Origin of the sequence: Rheinheimera sp. UJ63 (assembly GCF_021568285.1) — a bacterium.
Taxonomy (GTDB): domain Bacteria; phylum Pseudomonadota; class Gammaproteobacteria; order Enterobacterales; family Alteromonadaceae; genus Alishewanella; species Alishewanella maricola.
This window is the reverse complement of the sequence record NZ_JAKGTQ010000006.1, coordinates 38,176-58,978: the sequence shown is the minus strand read 5'-3', so window position 1 is coordinate 58,978 and position 20,803 is coordinate 38,176. Positions and strand designations below refer to the sequence as shown.

Genomic DNA, 20,803 nt, shown 5'->3' with positions numbered 1-20,803 from the left:
TTAAGTAGACAGTAAACTGCAAAATATATGTTATAACTGTCTACTTAAAAAATTGAATGTCAGCAAGTGTACACATATACTATAGTTAAGTGTATTTCACGTACAGATATTAACTATGCAACAAACCACCGCGATCCAGCGTTTAAGTGAGCTAGACCAGCAAGGACGTTATGTATTTAGCCAGCGCGATCTGGAAAAAATCTTTTCTGAAGATAGCAAACGCACCTTGCATGCCGGGGTTGAGCGTTTGGTACGACAGAACATTCTGGAGAGGGCGGCTCGTGGCGTCTACCTCTTTGCTTTGTCACATCATAAAAAAGGTCCAGACACTCTGGAGCTGATTGCCAAAACCCTGCGGCGTGGTGAATATAATTACGTCAGCCTGGAATCCGCGCTTTCCAGTTATGGCGTGATTTCGCAAATCCCAATGGACAGGCTGACCGTGATGACCACAGGACGCAAAGGTGAATACAAGACTCACTATGGCACCATTGAATTCACGCATACCAAGCGGCCGGTCAGTGAAATTATTCAGAGTTTCATCTCCATCAACCGGCCACTGCGGATGGCTACAAAGCAAGCGGCCTGGCGAGACCAAAAACGGGTTGGCCGCAATACTCACCTAGTCCAGAAGGAAATGCTGAATGAAGATTGATCCGGCAGATTTTAGTGCCTTAGTGGCTATGGCAATGCAACAGGCTGAAGTTGCCACCATGCGGCCCGTGATTGAAAAAGAGTTACTGCACTACGATATTTTGTACTGTCTTGACCAAGCAGGTTTGCTGAACGAGTTGGTGTTTCAAGGCGGAACCTCGTTAAGGCTTTGTCATGGTGGCAACCGCTTCAGCGAAGATCTAGATTTTGCCGGTGGAGTCGATTTTTCATCGGAAAGGCTGGCTGAGATGAAAACTTGTATTGAAGACTATATTGGCAAACGTTATGGCCTGGAAGTCACGGTGAAAGAGCCTGCGTCGCTGAAACAAGAAAAAGAGTACGCCGAACTGCGGATTGATAAATGGCAAATTAACATCACCACAGCCCCAGGCCAGAAGAATATGCCGAAGCAAAAAATTAAGCTTGAAGTGGCGAATGTGCCAGCTTACACCAAAGAAGCTTTGCCTCTTCGCAATAACTATGATTTCTTACCTGATGGCTACGAAGACACGCTGGTGTTTACCGAAACACTGGACGAAGTGATGGCAGATAAGCTGATTTCTCTACCAGCCACTCAACGTTACATTCGGCATCGCGATTTATGGGATTTGGTCTGGCTACAGCAGCAGAACGCCCGGCTCAATCCTGAACTCATTCGCTTAAAGCTGGCTGACTACAAAATTCCTGATTACCAACAACTATTGGAAAGCCGGATTGCTTCACTGGATGAGATTGTCGCAAGTGCAGCATTTAATAATGAGATGAAACGTTTTTTACCAACCAACGTCTATGACCGAACTTTAGGGCAAGACAAATTTAAATCCTTTATGTTGAGCAGTTTGAAGAAAATGTTGACTGAGTCACATACGCAGCTTTTCGGCAGTTTAACTCCTGAACCTGAGTTCAAACTGTGAACGACGTTGTGATAGAGCATACGCATACCCGATTTTGAGAGCTAACAGAAAAATTTCGCCAATATACACAGTGTCGTATGTAAACTTAATTGACACTGTAGCGTATTTTTTGGTCGTCTAAAGATGAGTTATCTGATTATTTTTGAATGAACTTAGTGCAAAAAGTGTCGAAAAAATTCGACACTAAAACTCATGTTTTTTTCTGATTTGAAAAAGTTTTGTCGTGAGTTTTCCTGGAAGAAGTCACTTTTTTTCAAAATCAAAGTGACCAAAAATGTGACTATTTGGGCTAAAAAGGTGTGATATTTAGTGGATTTCAAAGTGTGTCGCCACTTTAACCTTATTATATATAAATAAATGTCTTTTAGCGCCCTAAAATTATCTACGCTCCGGAGGCAGAGGTCAGAGGTTCGAAGTGCTGATTAGGTAAAAATCCGGATACTTTTACATGCAAGTTTTAGACTCGAAATCTTATACCTTTATTATCTTTTAAAGTTTATAAAATTTCATAAATACGTTGATTATTGACGGTTAATTTCAATTTTGTAAACTTGCGTCAACTATTTAGGTTTGCTAATGCTTTAATATACGGTGATAATTGCCGTATATCTTCTTATTTATAAACTCTGGATGACTAATGCTAAATATAGAGGCGAGAAGGCAGCTGAAAGCATTATTGCCGGTAGGAATGCTAGCAACAAAACCCTGGCTGGAAGCGCAGGGCTTAAACCTACATTTTCTGGATAATGCGGTTCGCAGTAGTACTTTAACACCGCTGACTCCAGGTGTTTATTTGCGGGAAGGGATCGTCAGTTGGCAGGGCGTTGTGGCATCCTTGCAGCGAATGACAGACACCCCCGTCCATGTCGGTGCTTTGTCAGCGCTTGAGCTGGAAGGCGTAGCGCATTATTTGGCTGGTTCAACGTCGCCTCGTATTACGTTATGTAGTGCAAAAGCACTACCAAGGTGGCTGAATAGAATTGCAGTATCAGCTGAATTTGAATGGCAGGGTACTCGCAGGCTTTGGGCTGAAAATGTCATGTCGGATACCTATTTTATAAGAGAGCATAGCTGGCAAGCATCTTTACCGGCTCTTTATTATTCTTGTCCTGAAAAAGCCATTTTGGAGTTATTACTACAGGTTCCTGATGTAATAAGTTTTGAACATGCCGATCAACTGATGCAGGGGATGCACAATTTGTCGCCGCGTAAATTGGATAAGCTGTTAAGGGGTTGTATAAACGTTAAAGTAAAACGACTGTTCTTTTGGCTTGCTCACCGGCACCAGCATGCTTGGCTGAAACATCTTAGTAGTGAGAATTATGCACTAGGTACAGGCAAACGCATGATTGCAAAAGGCGGTAGGTACGAGTCAACTTGGCAGATAACTGTGCCTAAGGAGATGTAAAACTTTGGATAGGCACAGCATTTATTACCGACAAGTCCAGCTTTTATTGCAAATCATCCCTTATGTCGCCAAGCATGACTGTTTTGCGTTAAAAGGCGGTACCGCTATCAATTTATTTGTCCGTGATTTTCCACGGTTATCGGTTGATATTGATTTGGTGTTCTTACCCATGATGGAAAGGGATGACGCCTTAACCTCGATTAAAACCAATTTGAATACCTTGGCATCGAGCATTGAGACCACACTCCCAGTGCGAGTTGTACGTGCTTTTCAGGAAAAAGCAGATGCATTGCGTTTGTTGGTTGAGCGCAATGGTATCCAGATTAAAATTGAGTTGTCACCTGTTCTGCGTGGTACGGTCTATGAGCCGAAGATCCATTCTGTTAGCGAAGCTGTCGAAGCTGAATTTGGTTACGCAGAGATGGCGGTTGTCAGTTTTGCTGACTTATACGCGGGAAAAATTTGCGCGGCGCTGGATCGCCAACATCCCCGAGATCTATTTGATGTGAAACAGTTGCTGGATAACGAGGGTATAGATGAGCCGCTTCGCAAAGCCCTGCTGGTATACATGATTAGCCATCCTCGTCCGATTGCTGAATTACTTCGTCCTAATTTTAAGGACATTTCCGGGCTTTACGACGGTGAGTTTAAAACAATGTCTGAACAAGAGGTTTCGCGAGCCGAATTGGAAAGTGCCCGTGTTCAGTTGGTTGATAACATCCATTCCTTGTTGACGCTGCAGGAGAGACAGTTTTTGCTGTCGTTCAAAAGACTGCAACCTGACTGGAGCCTGCTGGGTATTGAGGGTATTGATCAATTGCCAGCCGTTCGGTGGAAAATGCATAACTTATCGAAAATGTCCGCCATTAAACATGCGGAAGCCTATGATAGGTTGAGTCGCATCTTGGGTCTTGCTTAAATGCAGTCATGCTCGCGAATTTCGCTAGAGTCGGGCAGTAAGTTGTCAAAAAAGTTATAGACTTGCGGCCCAATATAACTTTCTGGTCGAAGCGTTAAGGGAAGCGATAAGCTTCGACGTCCTGGCGATCTCAGCCAATCAGTATCGTAAGTGAAACTATTCGCACCCCGTCTATCGCGCAGGTATTCACCAACCCTGATCCCATTCATGTGCATATCAAGCGTGTCCATTTACCAGCCTTCCTGCCATGTACTTTGGTCTGGGTCTGCGGATTTATCGCCACGGGGGGAGATATCCAGCTGTAGCTGCAACGCTGCAAGGATTTTGAAAAATGTGGCTAACTTGCAGGATTCAGGCTTGTTCTCAAAATCAGAGATTGTCGCCACCCGCAGGCCGACTAGCTGCGCGATCTCTGCTTGTGTAACACCGTGCTTTTTGCGATATATTTTTATCAGCGTGCTAAGTTGTTCTGGACGAGTGATCGGCATCAAACACACTCCACTTTATTAGATAACTTTGTTATGAAGATATACGCTCCACCGTAATTTTTGTCAATATACGCTATAGCGTAACAAAAGGAATTGAGCTTGGTGGTCTATGGCGGGAGTAGAGTGGGTATATATAGCAGTTCGAACACTTAAAATTATCTAGAAAGTGTCGAAAAAATTCGACACTGAAATGGTTAAAGGTTCCAAATGCTTCTAAATGTGTATTCAATGGTGCCGGTGGTTCTCTCGCTCTCAACGAGTAATGTACTCAAGTCGCTCTTACTGCCTGGACTGCCATTGGATGTATTTTTAATCTTTCTAAACCCTCAATTAAACTGACACATAGAGCCTCATTCCAATCGTTGGCCGGAAAGTGAGGACGCAGCTTCAAAAACAATTCATTGCATTTATCAGGATCAAATTTGAAACTATGAAAAACTATGCTATTTGCGTAGCTTAAGCTGACATCAGCTTGTTTTAATGAGTTTTGCAGAGCAGCACTATGATTTGTTTTTAAGTGGCTGAAAAAGAGTGCTGGAAAATTTGGTATCTCTGGTAAAACAACGGTTTTACGAGTGGCAAAGGACCAAGATAACAAGAAGTATCTTTTGCAAATTCACAACACCACCACTGTTAATGCAAGTACCGCTTCTTTAATCATGGCTTTGTGTCAATATCGGACATGTCAATGTCCAGATATTAAAGTCTGCTTTTAGGTAATAGCAGAACATATTTGTTGAGTAGACTTTATAAATTTCTAACAAAGGATCAAAGAATAGTCGCACTCTAACGCCAGCTAAACCAAGTTAAGCTAAACTGATGACTAGAACTTATAGCAAAACCAGTATTGGCGGAGCTGTTGTTGGAAACACCACTGTCGGTAGATATGCTCTGTAAAAAAGCTCGAAAATGGTGATTACCATATCAGCGCCACAATACATAAAGACTGGCAACTAAATTTATGGCTGATATCGCAAAGTGGTTATTTAACCGTGTCGGCTCATTTTGATGTAGGTGAGGATATTAAACAGCAGTTAACTGAGGCGCTGGCGAAGTACTAATCGATGCTTAGCTGCATCAGTCGGTAAGCGATGTTTTATCTGGAGCACCGGGAACAATGAAAGACTTTAACTTTAGCAACTTTGTCACTGCAGATTACAACTACAGTGCAATCGATATTGGCCGAAAATTTATTGCTGATCCTAAGTTAGTGCAGATGGTTATCGACAGTCACTCTGGTAACGGCGACGGTATGACGCATTTAATGATGAGTTTGGCTGATGAACTTCATAGCACCGGCGTTAAGGTTGTTACCTACAGTGCAGAGCGTTTGCTCAGAGCAGCTGCATCTGATGCAGATTTGCTTGGCCAATTGCAGGGCATCGATTGCCTGCTACTGGATGATATAAATTTCTTATTTGATAAGCCCACTGCAGTAAGCGAAGACATTTTTAATATGCTGGTGGCCAGAAACAGTGCCGGCAAGAAAACGATCTGCACGGTTGCAATTGCAGCTGATGACATCGACAGTTCAATTCATAATCCGTATCTCGGTTCATTGTATTCAGCAACGGTATGCCGCCTGGGTACTCCAACACGGGCTGATAAATTTAGAATAGCGATAGTCAGAATCAAGAGTCTGGGCATATCTTTCGATACTAGTGTCGAAGAAATGATTGAACAGGCTGGGAATATCAGAGAATTAGAAGGTAATCTAACCCGATGCGCTGCGTTACAAAATATCCAGCGCTACGCGCAAACTGTTGCTGTCTAAATACTACAACAACACCCATGATTAGAAATAGTGACGGACCTAAATGGTAACAGGACAGGCAGCTATCTTGCGTATTATTGATAATGCTGTTCAAGTAAGCCAAGCATATCAGCTTGATGTTGTTTTATCCCAACCTCATCCCACTGATTAGCCATCTTTGCATAAGTGTCAAACAACGCTTTTAGCTTGAGCGAGTCATAGCGTGGTTTGCTTGCAAAGTCGGCTTTTTTCTTGAGAACGGTTTGATTACTGTAAGAGGAGTTTTCCCCAGGGCTTAGTAATACCAGGTTGCCAAATGCGTCCAATAACTCCTTGGGTAACGTGTTTTTATATTCTTCATGCTGCGGATGTACGTGTTCTAAAGAATTCTTGGACGTAATACGGTAGCTTCTAAGATTGCTATCGGTTTTATCTCCGTGTTTCCAAAGTAAGTATTCCAGCTTTTGAAACCAGTAATGTTCGAAGCTTGTGCCCTTAGGCTCAGTAAAATATGTCAAATATGTTTGCCAGTCAGTCAGCGCTGGAGTTAAGCCTTTAGCGAGACTAAAGCTGGCCTCTTTCTGGGTATTTGTTGTTAACGATAACGGGTTATCAAGTTGCTCTAAAACAGCTAATACACTTGAATATTTTAGATTAGGGTTAGAAACTAATTTTGCGAGAAGAGCGGTCAACCAATAATGTGCTGAGCGATCACCAGTGAAATTAAGTACTGCTTGTAGCTGCACTAGCTCATTTAACTCTGTTGCTGTGCGGTTTATATAATAATTACCACTTGAATTAGAACGAGAAATAGTGGTCAGCCGCAGCATGGGATCTTCATTGTCATCATGCTCTACCCACTTTACAACCCACTTATCAAACTGAAAACGCACCTGCCATAAAAGTAATAAAAAGGCTTTTATGGTTTCTTCGCTCTGTGACAACAAACCGTCAAAGCAGGCCATCAAATTGGCCGCTTTTATACGGGGTGATAAATCTGACCAACCTTGCTGTGCACAGAAAATGCGCAAACTGTGGATCAACAGCAGCTCAAAACCGACGATAGAGCGGCAGTACACGGTTTCATCTTCAATTTCATCAGTACCATCTTTAGCCTTTACATCTTCAGCATTGGTAGGTTTATCACCCGCTTGTACCTGTGCAAACAATTCTGCCAGCGTTGTCGAGGTTTGATTATTAAAGGTGGAATTATTTTCAGAGCGGAATATTTCTCGTGAAAACTGGCTCAAATCCTCAAATTTAAGTGCATTCCAATCCGCATCCGGAAATAACTGCTTTAGATTACGCTCGAAATAGTTGTTCGTATGTTCACATGCTTGCCAAATTTTGTTGTACAGGGCTTTTTCTGTATTGATTAATTTAAACAGTTTTGCTTTCAGCAGATCTACCGGTTCCAGTTGTATACCAGCAGTGTTCATACTGGCGAATAGCCGGTTTAAATCCAATACATCCGGCACAATGTTGTTTACCCAGCTCACCTTGCTGTAGATATAATCAGCAAATGATTTAATATCAAACGATTGTTTGCTGGCAAGCGTCTCAACCCTCTGTTTCAAAACCTCTAAATTGGAATAAAGGTGCTTGAGATAGGGATCTTTGTTAATAACGTCTATACCCGGTTTAGACAGATGTTCCAGCCCGGCATAACTGCCAAGTAAGTTGCGAACGGACTCTCGTATAGCAAACGATAGTCGAGGCTGATTCCCCAGAATTGCAACATTGGCTAGCGGAGTGGCTATTTTGGCGCTTTTAAAGGCTACTGAAATCAGCATCATGGTTGTTATGCGTTGCTGGCCATCTATAAGTTCATAAACCAGATTGTCAGTGGTTGGATGAACAGCCGACAAGGCACTGCCGATAAAATAGTGCTGCTCTTTTGCTTCAAAAGCATTTTCAATATCACCAAACAGCTTTACAACGTCTTCTTCTTTCCAGACATAGGGACGTTGGTAGCTGGGGATTATAAATCCCAGCATTCTTTCGCTCACCTGCTTCAAGGTGAGTAATTCTGTTTGTACTGTCTGTTCGTTTAGCATGTAAGTCATTGCAAGCCCTCTGTGACCGCTAAGGTAAGTGCCTGCGCAAAATCTTTCTGGTAATTGTCAGACTCTATTGCCAGCTTAAAGTGTCGTACCACCGCGTCCATAAACCTTTTCTTAGTACTATTAATATTCAAATTACTGCCTTCAACGACCAAAGTGAACGCATCCAACAACTCAAAACATTGCTCTGGGGTATAGCTTAAGGCTATCCAGTCTAATACTGGGGTATCTCTTGTAAACGCTGGCACAGTCTGTTCGCGTACAGCTTTCTGGTTACTAACTCTGCGTGAATAAACCACCCGAAACAGCTTCTTGGCCGCCTGTTCAAGCTGGTGTTCACCGAACTGGCTGATATAAAGCATTAAACAAGCCTCATACAGACCGTGCAGATAACCACAACCCTCTTGCTGCTTTAGCCAAGCAATAAATTGCTGATAGCCTTGTAAATGCGGTAAGTCGGGCTCACGCCAATAACGGCTATAAAGTGCTTGAAAATACGCCAGATAGTGAATGGTGTTAATGCCCTGATTTAAAGGTTGGCGCACATCATAGCCTTGCTGAGCCGATTGTAAGAACATGTCGCCAGACAGTCCTTTTTTACGACTAACTCGACCATAAGCCAGATCAGGGCCATAGCCTGTTTGCTGAGCTAATTCCCAAACCACAGCATCACGTAGTTGTTTCTGCTGTTGATGTGATGGCAGCTCCCTGTGCTTTAATAATTGCCAGTAACGTCCTTTTAGCAAGGCCTTTATGGCATCATCAAGTTCACCAAGTGCTTCCCAGGTTTTTGCGAATTGCAACTGGTGTAGTTTCTCTACTGCGCGAAGATGATGTGCCTTAATAATATCCGGACCACCTAAGCGCACACCGCCTGTATTTTGCGTTTCAAAGAAGCGATAAGCATCATCTTCTGAGCTTGTTACCACTAGTGTGAACTGTAAGCGCTCCAATGTGATGGTCGTTCTTACGCTATCTGCTCGTTGCTGAAGCCAGGCAAGATTATGCTTAATTTGTTGCTGGCTAATTGGTGACTCAAAACTCAGATCGATGTTTGCACTGCTACCAGAAATGCAGCTAATAAGCGCCAGAGTAGTTACCCGTTGCTGACCGTCAATGATATTTAGCTGCCCATTTGCCTGATGCAGAATCAAACTGCCAAGATAGTAGGGCAGCTCTGGCGTATGTTTGCTCTGTTCATTATGTGCTTTAATATCTGCTAACAATTGAGCTAGTTGTTTATCCCGCCAGCAGTAAGGCCGCTGATATTCCGGAATGGTTAATTTGCCGCTTACTTGCTGGCTATCACTTCCTGTGAGTACTTTACTGTGCAAAATATCCGCTGCTGAGCAGGTTAAAACGGTTACTGTCATCCTTTATCCTTTATCCTTTATCCTTTATCACAACATCGTTTATCTGTTCCGGAATTCACGCCTCGAAGCATAGCAGCAATAAAAATTCAATGTTATACAAACGACTAAAATAGATCTCTGTTGATATACTTGATTGCGACACATTGTGGCGCATGAAAGTTTTAAAATGCTGATTTGCACTTCTGACCAAACTGAATGAAAAAAAGGCATAACAATTCCTGCCATACGGAGCCTGCGGCCCCTACAACACTCACCCTCTATTAGAACAATTGCTCATATTCTTCTGTGACATGCTTCTGTGACAAATATTGCAATAAACACGTTTAAAGATTGCTATAAATTTTGTTTGCAGCTTCATGCTTCATTAAGCGGCTTAGCCTGAATTGAACCATGCTTAATTGAGACACTTCATGTTGAGCTTTGACAATATTGACTCAATATGAGGTCTAACGTTTGTTGGCTCAGCGTTTCATTTTCAAATAGCGCTTCAGCAACATACTTAACTAAGGACCAGTTTTTTTGCAGATAGGCCTCACTGTAGTCATAAGCAGCATTAAGCCATTCCACTATTTCATCATCGACCTGTTTTTGTAACATTGGCAGTTGACTATAATCTGCTAAAGCTAACTTTTCAGAAAAACCACACTCAGTAATCGCAAACTTTGCAAGTTGCGTAGCTTGCTTGATGTCATGGTTTGCACCCGAAGAAATAGCATCATGATGCTTAACAAACAGCTTTTCTGCTGCTCGTCCTGCTAATAATATTTGTAACCGCGCTCTAATATTAGTTGGGCTGTCGGTTAAATCTTCATCTTCAAAGTCAAACAAAGCAACGCCACCGCTAGATTGATGTGCTTGTATAGATAAACAGGTACAGGCTACCTTCGGAAAATGAAGCTTATGCAATAAATAATGACCGGTTTCATGATAAGCAATTTGTAACCGTGTTTTAGTACTACTCAAATTCATTTCTGGTTTATGCTTTTTAGTCGACTTATTTATCTCGTCATTAAGCAAAGAAGCATCAAATGGGCGTTGCTCAATTAATCGATTTAGCTGAAGATCTCGAAATAACGTATCGATAAAACCAAAGGATACACCGCTGATCTTATTAGAGAAATATGTTAACTCTTCGTCTGATAGTACGAAGTTATAGCTAATTGCACACTGCTGAATGTATTGTTTGAGAATAGCCTGATCTGGATGTGAAAAATTGACAACCTTGTCAAAGCGACCGTAACGCACTATAGCAGGATCAAGTGCTTGTGGCGTGTTAGTTGCTGCAAGTACAAAGACCGGATACTGACTATCATTAAACCCATCTAGGCGAGTCAGAAGTGTATTTACTGCTAATCTACTTAACATTTGACTTGCTTCACGATTAATCGCAATTGCGTCTATTTCATCCAGAAATACGATACAAGGCGCATATCGCTCTGCTACATCAAATAAGTGATTAATATTTTTAATAGGGCAACCGTCCATTAAATCTGCGGCATTAACCGGGATAAAAGGGACCTGGCATTCACCGGCCACTGCTTTGGCAAAGTAGCTTTTGCCTGTACCAGGTGCTCCTGCTAATAGATAGCCATTAGGCATGTTCAGAACAAAATCATTTTTATCTTGTAATCGTTTTAGGATTAATGACATCGATTTTTTCAGTTCATGCAACCCCATCACGTCTTTGAAGGCGATAGTGGGTATGCAGGGTGCTTTCATAAATATAGGTTCAAAGTCATCTACGGCAAAGCGTTGTTCATATATTGGCCTCGTTAATGTCACTTTAAAACCCTGCTTAAGACTGCTTAGATGATATTCAAATTTTACGCTTTTCTTACGTTGACGTGTCTCATCTAAACTGGTTAACAGACGAGTTCTTTTTGCCGCATGCTGCACAGCAATATGCAAAGACTCAACCGTAAAATTATGCAATTTAAAGTGTCTTTCAAGTTGCGGATAATTGGCAGGGCGGGCAGTTAAGCCAAAGCTGAAAAGGTGATATTGTGTCGAAACGGGAATAGCTTGGCTAACCGTTAAGAGAGACTGATCAATCAGAACTGCCTGTGATTTAATATTGGTAGTATTCAGATCTTCTAATCTGTTTAGAACAGAACATTGGGTATATTGGTGTGAAAAGAAAGCCTGCAGGTCGAGGTTTTTTGTGACAACGGTAAAAAAGAAGTTTGATAAGTCTTCAGGGCATTCAACAACGATCCTCGGAGTAGTATTTGTTCTATTTATAGATGAGCATACTAGGCTGAGCACTTTATTTTGCAGTTTTGCTGCTTGTGTTTGAATTGTTCTTGGTTCCACATCACAACCGAGACTCTCTAGAATAATGTCTGCAAAATTAGCTGGCCATTGCACAGATTTATCGATGCGAGCTTTATTGGCAGCAGCTTCGGCAAGTGTCAGTAAACTCTTTGCGGATAAATTCTCAAATAAAACGATACTGCCTCGTGATAATCGACTGATGAATTCTGGCGAAAGTCCACACTGGCCTGATTTTTCTGTTAATAATGACTTCAAGTCAAGCTGTTGTTTATTAATGGTATTTTTTGTTGTTGCGCGCAAGCCTAAGTTGGTAGTAAAAATAATAAAGCATTGGCTAAAATCCACTGTCTTATTTGTTGTCTGATCAACCAACTTTCCTTTTTCCAGTACCGTGAGTAGCGCTTGCTGAACGGATGGATGCGCTTTTTCTATCTCATCAAAAATAATCACAGTTCGTGGTGCAACGCTGACTGCTGAGGTGAGGTCACCTAAAGCGGCATTGGTGTATTGCGAGCCTGCGCCAAACAGTTTTGCTCCTGATTTCTCATCGCTGTACATTTCCATATTCAACAGTAATGTATCGAAATTAGCAGCAAAAACCTCATTTAAACCACTGGCTAAGGTTTCAGCTAATACCGTTTTTCCTGAGCCTGATGCTCCCATAAATGTAGCAATACCAAGCAGCCCATTTTTTTGTGTTTGAAAAGCGGTTGTCACCATTTCAGTCACACTTTCAATCGCTATCGACTGGCCGATAAGGTTCTTGCTTAAATACTGTTTAAATTGTTGAGCTTTTTGATAGGTATCAAAGAGTGAGGTGATACCTTTATTTAAGTTACTGACTTCGCTAATCATGTCAGACTCGGGTGCTTCGCTTGCGCTAAAATCAATATCTAAATTTAACTTACCCTGAAATAGGAGCCCTACATTTTGATAATCAAAAATGACAGCGGCTTTATTGGTTGGATGTTGTCTAAACAGAAAAGCGATGAGTTGTTTTGTCGGGGTTGAAAAAGTGATCTTTGATTTCAACTCTAAGGCATAATCAAACCAATTAAGATCCCCTGTTGATGGATTCAATGCGAAAGTACGACGCTCGTATTTATCTTGTAAGACTTTCCTACACGTTAAAACCTCTTCGGGAAAACGCAACGCTTGGCTAACCTTACCTGTAGTGCCCGCAACTTTCTTTAACACAGACGATGTGCCTAAAAGGGCAGCTAACAACATTGTCTGATTACATTTTAGTTTAATGTCATGAGATGTATAAAGCCTCCGGATGTTAACTGATTTACACGCTTGGCTTACCACGATATAAGCAAGTTGCTCTACAAATAATGCGATATCAACGTCGTTATTTTCATCAGAAAGCAACAACTTGCTGCTATCATCAAAAAAAACATTTGGGTGTTTTACTAAACAGTTATCAAGGTTTATAACCTCATGTCTGTCCTTATGAATCGGGGCGTTAGACTCTGAATCAATGGGGTTGTTTTGTGTCTCTAAAGCGTTGGGTTTTCCTAGACGCCCCAAGTTATTTTGACGTTGATGGGTAAGGCTATCAATAACATCAGCTGGTAAATCCTTGTCATATAAAGGATCTTGGTGCAACCCTGAATTACGTGCATTCGCTATTAAGTCGGTTTCGACATTCGTAACAAGGGCTGCTGATGACTTTTCATTAGCAAAGAATACCATTGGTAAATTTTTTGCGATTTTACTCATACAACTCCCAAGAATGCGTTATTAGCGATGTGTCTGGGAGTGATTATATTTCTGGGCAATGCAACTGGCGCATAGACGAAAAATAATAAACGAATTATGTAAGATTAAGCCGTGGCGTAGCTGTTAACTTCCGCAAAGCAATTAAAGGCATCCCACTGCTCAATGAAGTCCTCGAATGAGAGGTTTTTATTATCACTATGAAAGACTTGTAGGCCTTTTAATATGCATTCCACCTCATATTCGTGCAGACCACTTCTATTACATATAGTTTTTACTGCACGGTTAAAGATTCTTGATTGATTAAATTTATCAGGGTCGAAATTTTTTACGGAAATCGAAGTGTTGCATTCAATAATGTTATGCACACTAAAAGACTCATCAACTAGCACCCCCATACACTCCTGCTCAAAAAGATCAAACTGATGCGTGATATTGTTGTTAGTTTTTTGAAAAGTCATATGGCACCTCGAATTAATAAAAGTTTATTAGGATTTTCTAAGAAAACCCCGTGAACAACGCCTAGCAAAGTCGCGGGGTAATTCAGTAAATCTATGAAGCTCAGCCGCTAAAATATTACAGGGTGTTGCACTGCTTTATTATTTTCCGCGTTCTTTGGCGGATTGCAGCAACAAGCAGTAGCAATAACGCTGTTAAGTTAAAACTACCGCCGCTACTTTCATTACTTGATGCAGGTTTCGGTGGCGCTGGTGGCGCGCTTGAAGCTAAAACAGTGACTGCAACGGTATTCATTGAACCGACAATAAGGTTGTTTCCCGTGAAGCGCACTGTAAATGTTTCGGCGGGTTCTTCGCTGATATCGCTGTTGATTGACAAGTTTAGTGATTTTGTCGTCTCGCCGTTTAAGAATGTAATTTCTTGGTCAATGGCAACAAAGTCATTGGCATCTGCTGTACCGTATTCAGTAAACACTCTGACCGTATAATCGCCATCAGTACCATTTGTTCTCGTTAAGGTTAACGTACTGTTTTGCCCTTCTGACAACGTTAAGCTAGCAACATCAAAGTTAATTGTGCCGGGATAGCCAATATCATCAGATAGCATTGTTATGGTTTGCGATGATGATGCCGTATCTAGTGCCAATCCATTTGGGTAGACTAACTCAATGATAAACTGCTCGGGCATTTCAAAGTCTTCATCATCTTTAGTGCTAAAAGTCAGTTTTTTTACGGAACTGGTTTCATCGAAGTAGACTGTTTTTAGCGTTGAAACAAAATCGCTATTGTCTGCAGAGCCTTGTCTCGTAATGACTTGGACCGTATCGCCAAGTTCAGCGCCTGTAAAAATGACCTCGACCTCGATGTCTTGACCTTCATTAACAGTTGGATTGAGCACAGATAATGAGGCTGTTCCTGTTATTGCTCTTGATGGCTTATTATTCGCAAACGGTAATAATCGTTGCGGTATCTTATTTTGTAATGCTTCTAAGTAGGCACGTGCCGCATCGGAAGTATTTTCTACACCACACGCTTCACTTTGTGCGTTTTTAACTAATGGTGAAGAGATAAATGCTTCGGAACGATTACCACTACTGCTTCGCATAATACTGTCAAAAGTTCCGCAGCTTGCACCAACGGCATAGCTTGCGGCCAAGAATATACGGTTTGACGAAGAGTAACCTTCGTAATGCTCTACATCATGTATAAATCCATCGTTGTGGCCTAATTCATGTGCCAAGGTTGGGTCTGCATTAAAACCACGATAGGGTGAAACCCAAGAATATTTCCCACTTACTTCGGCAAGGCCAATACTCGACGTTTTTTCAGGATAATATCTGTTTAATGCGACAACATAAGACGCATCAAAAAAGAAATTAAAGCGATATCTTGAATCAGCATACAGGCGACGCAAGCTTGATAAACGTTCAGAGCCATCTATATTATCATCATATCCAAATGGCTCCGGTATATTGACAATACCTATGATTTTTCGGCGTAAAGGAATATCTTGTCTGCTAAACGCTTTATTATTAATTTCAATCGCGCCTTCCACATATTTTGTCAGTGCTTCAACATTATTTTCAAAGTAATCAAGCATGTCATTGGAATAGAAAAATACGACGTCGTGAAAGATCTCATCAGATTCTAGATGAGTTTTTTCAGGGTAGGTAAAACCGTTGTTTCCCTGGCTCTTGATGTTGTGTTGTTCGCTTGGCGGTAAGTCTGATGGGAAAGACTCGGCTAGAACTGCGCAAGATGTCGCTGTAAGCAATGTTGCAAATGCAAGATTTTTAATCATGAAGGAGCCCTTTGTGTAGTGATATTTTAGAAAACGAAAATAATGTTTATTACGTGGTTACTGGATAAATTTAGGAACTAAGTGGTTTATGATTTTATTTAGCTCAGGTTTACCGCTTATGTTTTCAATATAAGGCATCAGTTCATGAGCGGTGCCGTGTATCGCGCCATAGATACCTCCGGCTAGTGCACATACTGTATCTGAATCACCGTTGTGCCAAGCTGACAGGCGTAACATTTCATGACCTGTTTTAGCTTTTAGATTTGCGTATATCGCTAATCCCAAAGCTTGAGGGCTAACCCATCCTTCGCCTATAGCCGCTATGGCATCATTAGTTGGCGTGTTACTTTTAGCTAAGGCAACGACATTCAAAAGCAATATTGTGACGTCAGTGATATGTGCTTTGTCGATATATAAGTTATGAATGTTTTTATTTGTGAGTAGAAAATGAAGTGACACTTTTAAACTTGAGTCGAGATCGAGCCCTTTAAATAATAAAAACATCAGTAAGTTGAATATGCCTGCGCTGACAAGCGCATGGCCATGGCCATGCGTTATACCCGCTATTTCTGATCCAAGTTTGAATACGGTTAGATAATCATCATCTGATAGAGTATTTAGACAAAAAGCAGCATGAGGTATCAGCCTTAGTAATGCTCCCGCACCGGCACTAAAATTACATGCTGGTTGTGAAAGTCGTTGCATGTCTTTTAACGCGTCAATGCATGTTGCGCCGGGAGAACGTGTTTGATAAACAAACGGATATTCCAGTAATCCACCATTTAATCTAATAGGGTCTTGGCAAATACTCGACATATCTTGTGTAAAAAGCCATCGTTGAAAAGCATGAGAAACCGCTTCAATCAAAACATCACTTTTAATGGGGCTTGTTTGATTTTGGGTAGCATAATCAGCTAATCCTTCGGCGGAAAAGATAAGTAGTTGAGTATCGTCCGTGAAGTTACGATGTTCTGTACAAAAAGGGCTATCAATTATCGGTAATACACAATTATGCGTTGGGGATACGGTTTTAAACTCATAAGGCGAACCAAATGCATCACCAATAGCCGCACTAAACATGCTAGCTTTGGTTTTTGCTCGAAGTTGGGCTTTATCCATAATTTCTTGACCACCTAATTTTTGACAAAAAAAACCTATCATGAGCTTGGGGTAACTCATGATTCTTAAATAATAATGTCTAGGTATGTATCTGACGAATATCGTTACAAATTAAAAATAATTTTTTTGAAAAATTTAATTTTTTGATTGAATCAAAATTTTGTGTGATAAACGTTAGTGGCTATACTGCTTTGCAGTACTTTGATAATTTAAGGTTATGTCATCAAGCTGAGCTTGATCGAGGGATCCCTTTTCAAACAATATTTCTGCTATCTGTTTTACAAGGTGCCAGTTGTTACGAAGATAAGTTTCACTGTTATGATAAGCCTCGTTTAACCACTCTACTACCTCGTTTTCTACCTTAGTCTGTAGCATAGGTAATTGCTTAAAATCAGCTAAACCTAAGCTGTCTGAGAAACCCAGATCCGATATAGCACGTTTCGCGAGTTGTGTGGCCTGCTGAATATCATGACTGGCGCCAGATGAAATATCATCGTCATGTTCACTGAGCAGTTTCTCCGCTGCGCGTCCAGCCAAAAGCATTTGCAACTTGGCTTTGCAAGACGCTTTTGTGTTACCTAAGCCTTGTCCATCTAAATCAAACACCGTCACACCACCTGCACCTTCATGCTCTTGTATAGATAAGTTGATGCATTTCGCTTTTGGATACCAATGTTTGTATAAGAGGTAATGGCCTGTTTCATGATAAGCAATGGCCAAGCGGTCTTTATCATTATAGGAGCTAACGGCTTTTTTATTTCCAATCGTGGCCGTTAACAATTGCTCATCTAGCATACTCACACTAAACTGGCATTGCTTAGTGAGTAATGTTAACTGTACATCACGAAATAGCGTCTCAATAAAACCATAAGTAGCACCGCCAATACGTTTGGCAAAGGCGTCTAAAGCGTCGGCTGTCAGCGTAAATTGGTAATTGTCGCAGCATTGCTTTATGAATCGCTTACGAGCAACTAAATCCGGTAGCGGTATAGTCACGATTTTATCGAAACGGCCATGACGGATCACAGCGGGGTCAAGCTTATGTGCAAAGTTGGTTGCGGCCAACACAAAAACCGGATTATCACTGTTGTTAAAGCCATCTAACTGGGTTAGCAGCGTATTAACCGCTAAACGGCCATGTATAGAGTTTTGTTCACGGCTCAACGCGATGGCGTCAATTTCGTCAAGAAAGACAATACATGGCGCATAACGTGCAGCCACCTCAAATAAGTGATTAATGTTGATAACCACATCTCCATTCATCAAATCTGCTGCGTTTACCGGAATAAAGGGTACTTGACACTCGCCTGCAATGGCTTTTGCAAAATAACTTTTACCTGTCCCAGGTAAACCTGCAAAAAGATAGCCTTTTGGCATATCCAGTACAAAGTCATTTGCACCACGTAGCCGTTGTAAAATGAATGTCATACTTTGCTTTAGCTCATCTTGACCAATAATATCTTGAAAGCTGATTTTGGGAATGCAAGGTTCCTGCATGTAGGGTGCTTCAAAATCGTTAGGATCAAAACGTTGCTCATAAACAGGGTGTTGCAGGGTGACTTTGAAACCATCATCAATGCGCGTGAGTTGATAATCAAACTCAACCATCATTTTACGCTTACGTAGTTGCTCAGCGCTGGTTAATAGGCGACAACGTTTAGCAACCTGCTTAATAAATGCCGTTAATGATGGAACGGTAAAATCAACAAGCTTAAAGTGCCGTTCTATTTGTGTTGGTTTTATTGCTTCGTCAACACCCTGATGTTGATAGCCAAAACTGTAAAAGTGTAAGTTACCTTTATGTTCAGCAGCCAGTTCGGTCGAACATTGCGGTTGATCAATGAGCACCGCTTGGATATTTTGCTCGCTAGATAATTGCTGGATTTGCGATACGTCCGTTAATACATTGCAATTTGGAAAGTACTTTTTAAGCAGCCGCGTTAACAGGCGATCTTGAGTCACCACAGCATAGTGAAAGTTCGCAATATCTTCTGCTATTTCAACTTCGATACGTGGGTCGTTTGCGGTTTCCTCGATTGTTGATAACACAAACTTTACAATCTTGCCCTGTAGTTTCGAGGCTTGAGCTAGGATGGTTCTTGGTGCAAGGTCCCCACCCAAGGTTTCAACAAGCATCTCAGGTAAGTCTTCAGGCCAGCAAAGCGTCTTATCTTCGCGCGCAATATTTGCTGCGTGCTCTGCCATATTGAGTAAGTCTTTAATCTCTAGCTCTCTGAATAGCGCTACACTACCACGTGATAAGCGGCTGATCAGTTCAGGTGACAAACCGACTTTCCCTGGTTTTTCAGCAAGTAATGCACTTAAATCGAGCGGTTTATCTTTTGACAGGCTTTGTTTAGCGGCTTTTTGCCCGAGATTTGTCGTGAACACGAAAATACATTGGCTAAAATCAACGACCATGTTGGTGGTTTGATCGGGCATTTCACCTTTTTCCAATAGGGTGAGTAATGACTGGATAACCGTACGATGCGCTTTTTCAATTTCATCAATGATAATAACGGTGCGGGGGGCGATCAGCACTTGGGTGGTAAGATCACCTAAGGCTGAATCAACATATTGAGACCCCGTTCCAAAGAGTTTCGCTGATGAGCGTTCATCATTGTACATTTCCATATTAAGTAATAGTTTCCGATAGCTAGCACCGTACACTTCATTTAAAGCATCAACAAGTGTTTCGGCCAATGCCGTTTTTCCTGTACCGGATGCTCCCATAAAAGTCACAATACCTCTTGGACCGGTTTTTTTAGCGTTAAAGGCACTGGCGACCATTTCCGTAACCGCTGAAATGGCATGCGTTTGTCCTTTAATCTTCTGCTCACAGAGCTTTTTGAGTTGCTGAATTTTGCGCTGTTTTTTAAACAACGATGGTTTTTCATGGTTTAAACGCCCTAACTCTGAGAGGACAGCAGATTCAACATCTGGATCCAGCTTGTTTTGTAACAGCAAAGCCAGGTTTGTGACATCGAATTCAAGGCTAGTCATGGTTTCGTCAGTGGCCTTAAATATAAAGGGGAACAATTTAAAAGCGATTTTTGTCGGTTTGAGTTTTTCTTTTTGCCCAGCAGCCATCTTAAACCAGTTGGTATTGAAGCCATCGCTATTCGTTCTGAAAGTCCTTGGTGGAACTTTATCTTGAAGTACATCACGGCAGTGATAAACAGCCTGTGTAAATTTAATTTCTTGTGAGGCTATGCCAACTTCTGAGGCAATTTTTTGCTGAATGGCTGGAACGCCAAATATCGCCGCTAGCAACATTATTGTATCAAATTCATATTCTTTTTTAGAGGGTGTTGAAACCTCTAATGGCTTTATATCGCCAGCATTAATACTCTGACTGAGCGCAATATAAGCAAGTTGTTCTTTGAACCGCACCATATCAGGGTGGGTTGCCAACTTAAACATTTGGCTGATCATATGAGGAAACTGATTACGCTGTTTTCTCTTAACTGTAGAATTCGGATCAATCGATGTAGTTCGTTTTTCGTAAAATCGACACTTTTCTTCATGCCATGCGTCGTGAATGCACGCTGTTGTTGTATTTTCAGCGTCGACGTCTTGTTTTTTGTCAATGATAACAGGCCCCAATTCTTCTTCTGAAAGGTCTAATTTTGCAAAGAAATCTTCTAATGATTCATATGGTACTTCTTCCTCTTGTAGATCCTCTTCTTCGTGTAATGTTTCGTCATCACGTAACTCAACTTCAGTACAAAGAGCTTTGTCTTGTTCAAAAAATTTATCGTGATTGTTCATATAAACCTCTATGAGTATGATTTCTTGAAGTAATTGATGCATAACAGCAAAATACGATTCGGGCATGTAAAGAAGTTACCTGCCTT

At 41.4% G+C, this 20,803-nt stretch carries 15 protein-coding genes; 5 read left to right on the top strand and 10 right to left on the bottom strand.

Annotation, left to right across the window (positions count from 1 at the left end):
• Positions 1-115: 115 nt before the first annotated feature.
• The 4 genes from abiEi (at position 116) to L1N97_RS14520 (ending at position 3,895) form a co-directional block, all read left to right on the top strand.
• Positions 116-655 (top strand): type IV toxin-antitoxin system AbiEi family antitoxin, encoded by a 540-nt coding sequence (gene abiEi / locus L1N97_RS14535; RefSeq protein WP_236130292.1) that lies wholly within the window; start codon positions 116-118, stop codon positions 653-655.
• Positions 645-1,568, top strand: a complete 924-nt coding sequence (locus L1N97_RS14530) for a nucleotidyl transferase AbiEii/AbiGii toxin family protein (RefSeq protein ID WP_236130291.1) — start codon at positions 645-647, stop codon at positions 1,566-1,568. The genes abiEi and L1N97_RS14530 overlap by 11 nt, the downstream gene beginning before the upstream one ends.
• Positions 1,569-2,205: 637 nt before the next feature.
• Positions 2,206-2,976 carry a type IV toxin-antitoxin system AbiEi family antitoxin domain-containing protein gene (locus tag L1N97_RS14525; protein ID WP_236130290.1) on the top strand — a complete coding sequence of 257 codons (771 nt, stop codon included), beginning with the start codon at positions 2,206-2,208 and terminating at the stop codon, positions 2,974-2,976.
• A gap of 4 nt (positions 2,977-2,980) precedes the next feature.
• Positions 2,981-3,895, top strand: coding sequence for a nucleotidyl transferase AbiEii/AbiGii toxin family protein (locus L1N97_RS14520; RefSeq protein ID WP_236130289.1), 915 nt, complete (start codon positions 2,981-2,983; stop codon positions 3,893-3,895).
• Here L1N97_RS14520 and L1N97_RS17105 read toward each other — a convergent pair.
• The 3 genes from L1N97_RS17105 to L1N97_RS14510 form a co-directional block, all read right to left on the bottom strand.
• Positions 3,892-4,104 (bottom strand): HipA N-terminal domain-containing protein, encoded by a 213-nt coding sequence (locus L1N97_RS17105; RefSeq protein ID WP_442967252.1) that lies wholly within the window; start codon positions 4,102-4,104, stop codon positions 3,892-3,894. The genes L1N97_RS14520 and L1N97_RS17105 overlap by 4 nt on opposite strands.
• A 21-nt stretch (positions 4,105-4,125) precedes the next feature.
• Positions 4,126-4,383 (bottom strand): helix-turn-helix domain-containing protein, encoded by a 258-nt coding sequence (locus tag L1N97_RS14515; RefSeq protein ID WP_236130288.1) that lies wholly within the window; start codon positions 4,381-4,383, stop codon positions 4,126-4,128.
• Between the two features lie 268 nt (positions 4,384-4,651).
• Positions 4,652-4,981, bottom strand: coding sequence for a hypothetical protein (locus tag L1N97_RS14510; protein WP_236130287.1), 330 nt, complete (start codon positions 4,979-4,981; stop codon positions 4,652-4,654).
• A gap of 519 nt (positions 4,982-5,500) precedes the next feature.
• On the opposite strand from L1N97_RS14510, the gene L1N97_RS14505 reads away from it, so the two are divergent.
• Positions 5,501-6,157: a DnaA ATPase domain-containing protein gene (locus L1N97_RS14505; protein WP_236130286.1), complete on the top strand. Its 657-nt coding sequence runs from the start codon at positions 5,501-5,503 to the stop codon at positions 6,155-6,157.
• A gap of 74 nt (positions 6,158-6,231) precedes the next feature.
• On the opposite strand, the gene L1N97_RS14500 is transcribed toward L1N97_RS14505, so the two are convergent.
• The 7 genes from L1N97_RS14500 to L1N97_RS14470 form a co-directional block, all read right to left on the bottom strand.
• Positions 6,232-8,193 carry a DUF262 domain-containing protein gene (locus tag L1N97_RS14500; RefSeq protein WP_236130285.1) on the bottom strand — a complete coding sequence of 654 codons (1,962 nt, stop codon included), beginning with the start codon at positions 8,191-8,193 and terminating at the stop codon, positions 6,232-6,234.
• Between the two features lie 5 nt (positions 8,194-8,198).
• A complete protein-coding gene (locus tag L1N97_RS14495; RefSeq protein WP_236130284.1) occupies positions 8,199-9,572 on the bottom strand; it encodes a DUF262 domain-containing protein in 1,374 nt (457 codons plus the stop codon).
• A gap of 408 nt (positions 9,573-9,980) precedes the next feature.
• On the bottom strand, positions 9,981-13,571 hold the full coding sequence (locus L1N97_RS14490) for an AAA family ATPase (RefSeq protein WP_236130283.1): 3,591 nt from the start codon (positions 13,569-13,571) through the stop codon (positions 9,981-9,983).
• Positions 13,572-13,675: 104 nt separating this feature from the next.
• On the bottom strand, positions 13,676-14,029 hold the full coding sequence (locus L1N97_RS14485) for a hypothetical protein (RefSeq protein ID WP_236130282.1): 354 nt from the start codon (positions 14,027-14,029) through the stop codon (positions 13,676-13,678).
• Between the two features lie 115 nt (positions 14,030-14,144).
• Entirely contained in the window at positions 14,145-15,827 is a 1,683-nt protein-coding gene (locus tag L1N97_RS14480) for a Calx-beta domain-containing protein (RefSeq protein ID WP_236130281.1), read from the bottom strand.
• Positions 15,828-15,884: 57 nt separating this feature from the next.
• Positions 15,885-17,006: an ADP-ribosylglycohydrolase family protein gene (locus L1N97_RS14475; RefSeq protein ID WP_229587805.1), complete on the bottom strand. Its 1,122-nt coding sequence runs from the start codon at positions 17,004-17,006 to the stop codon at positions 15,885-15,887.
• A gap of 114 nt (positions 17,007-17,120) precedes the next feature.
• Complete coding sequence (locus L1N97_RS14470; RefSeq protein ID WP_236130280.1) at positions 17,121-20,717, bottom strand: AAA family ATPase; 3,597 nt, start codon at positions 20,715-20,717, stop codon at positions 17,121-17,123.
• Positions 20,718-20,803: the final 86 nt, after the last annotated feature.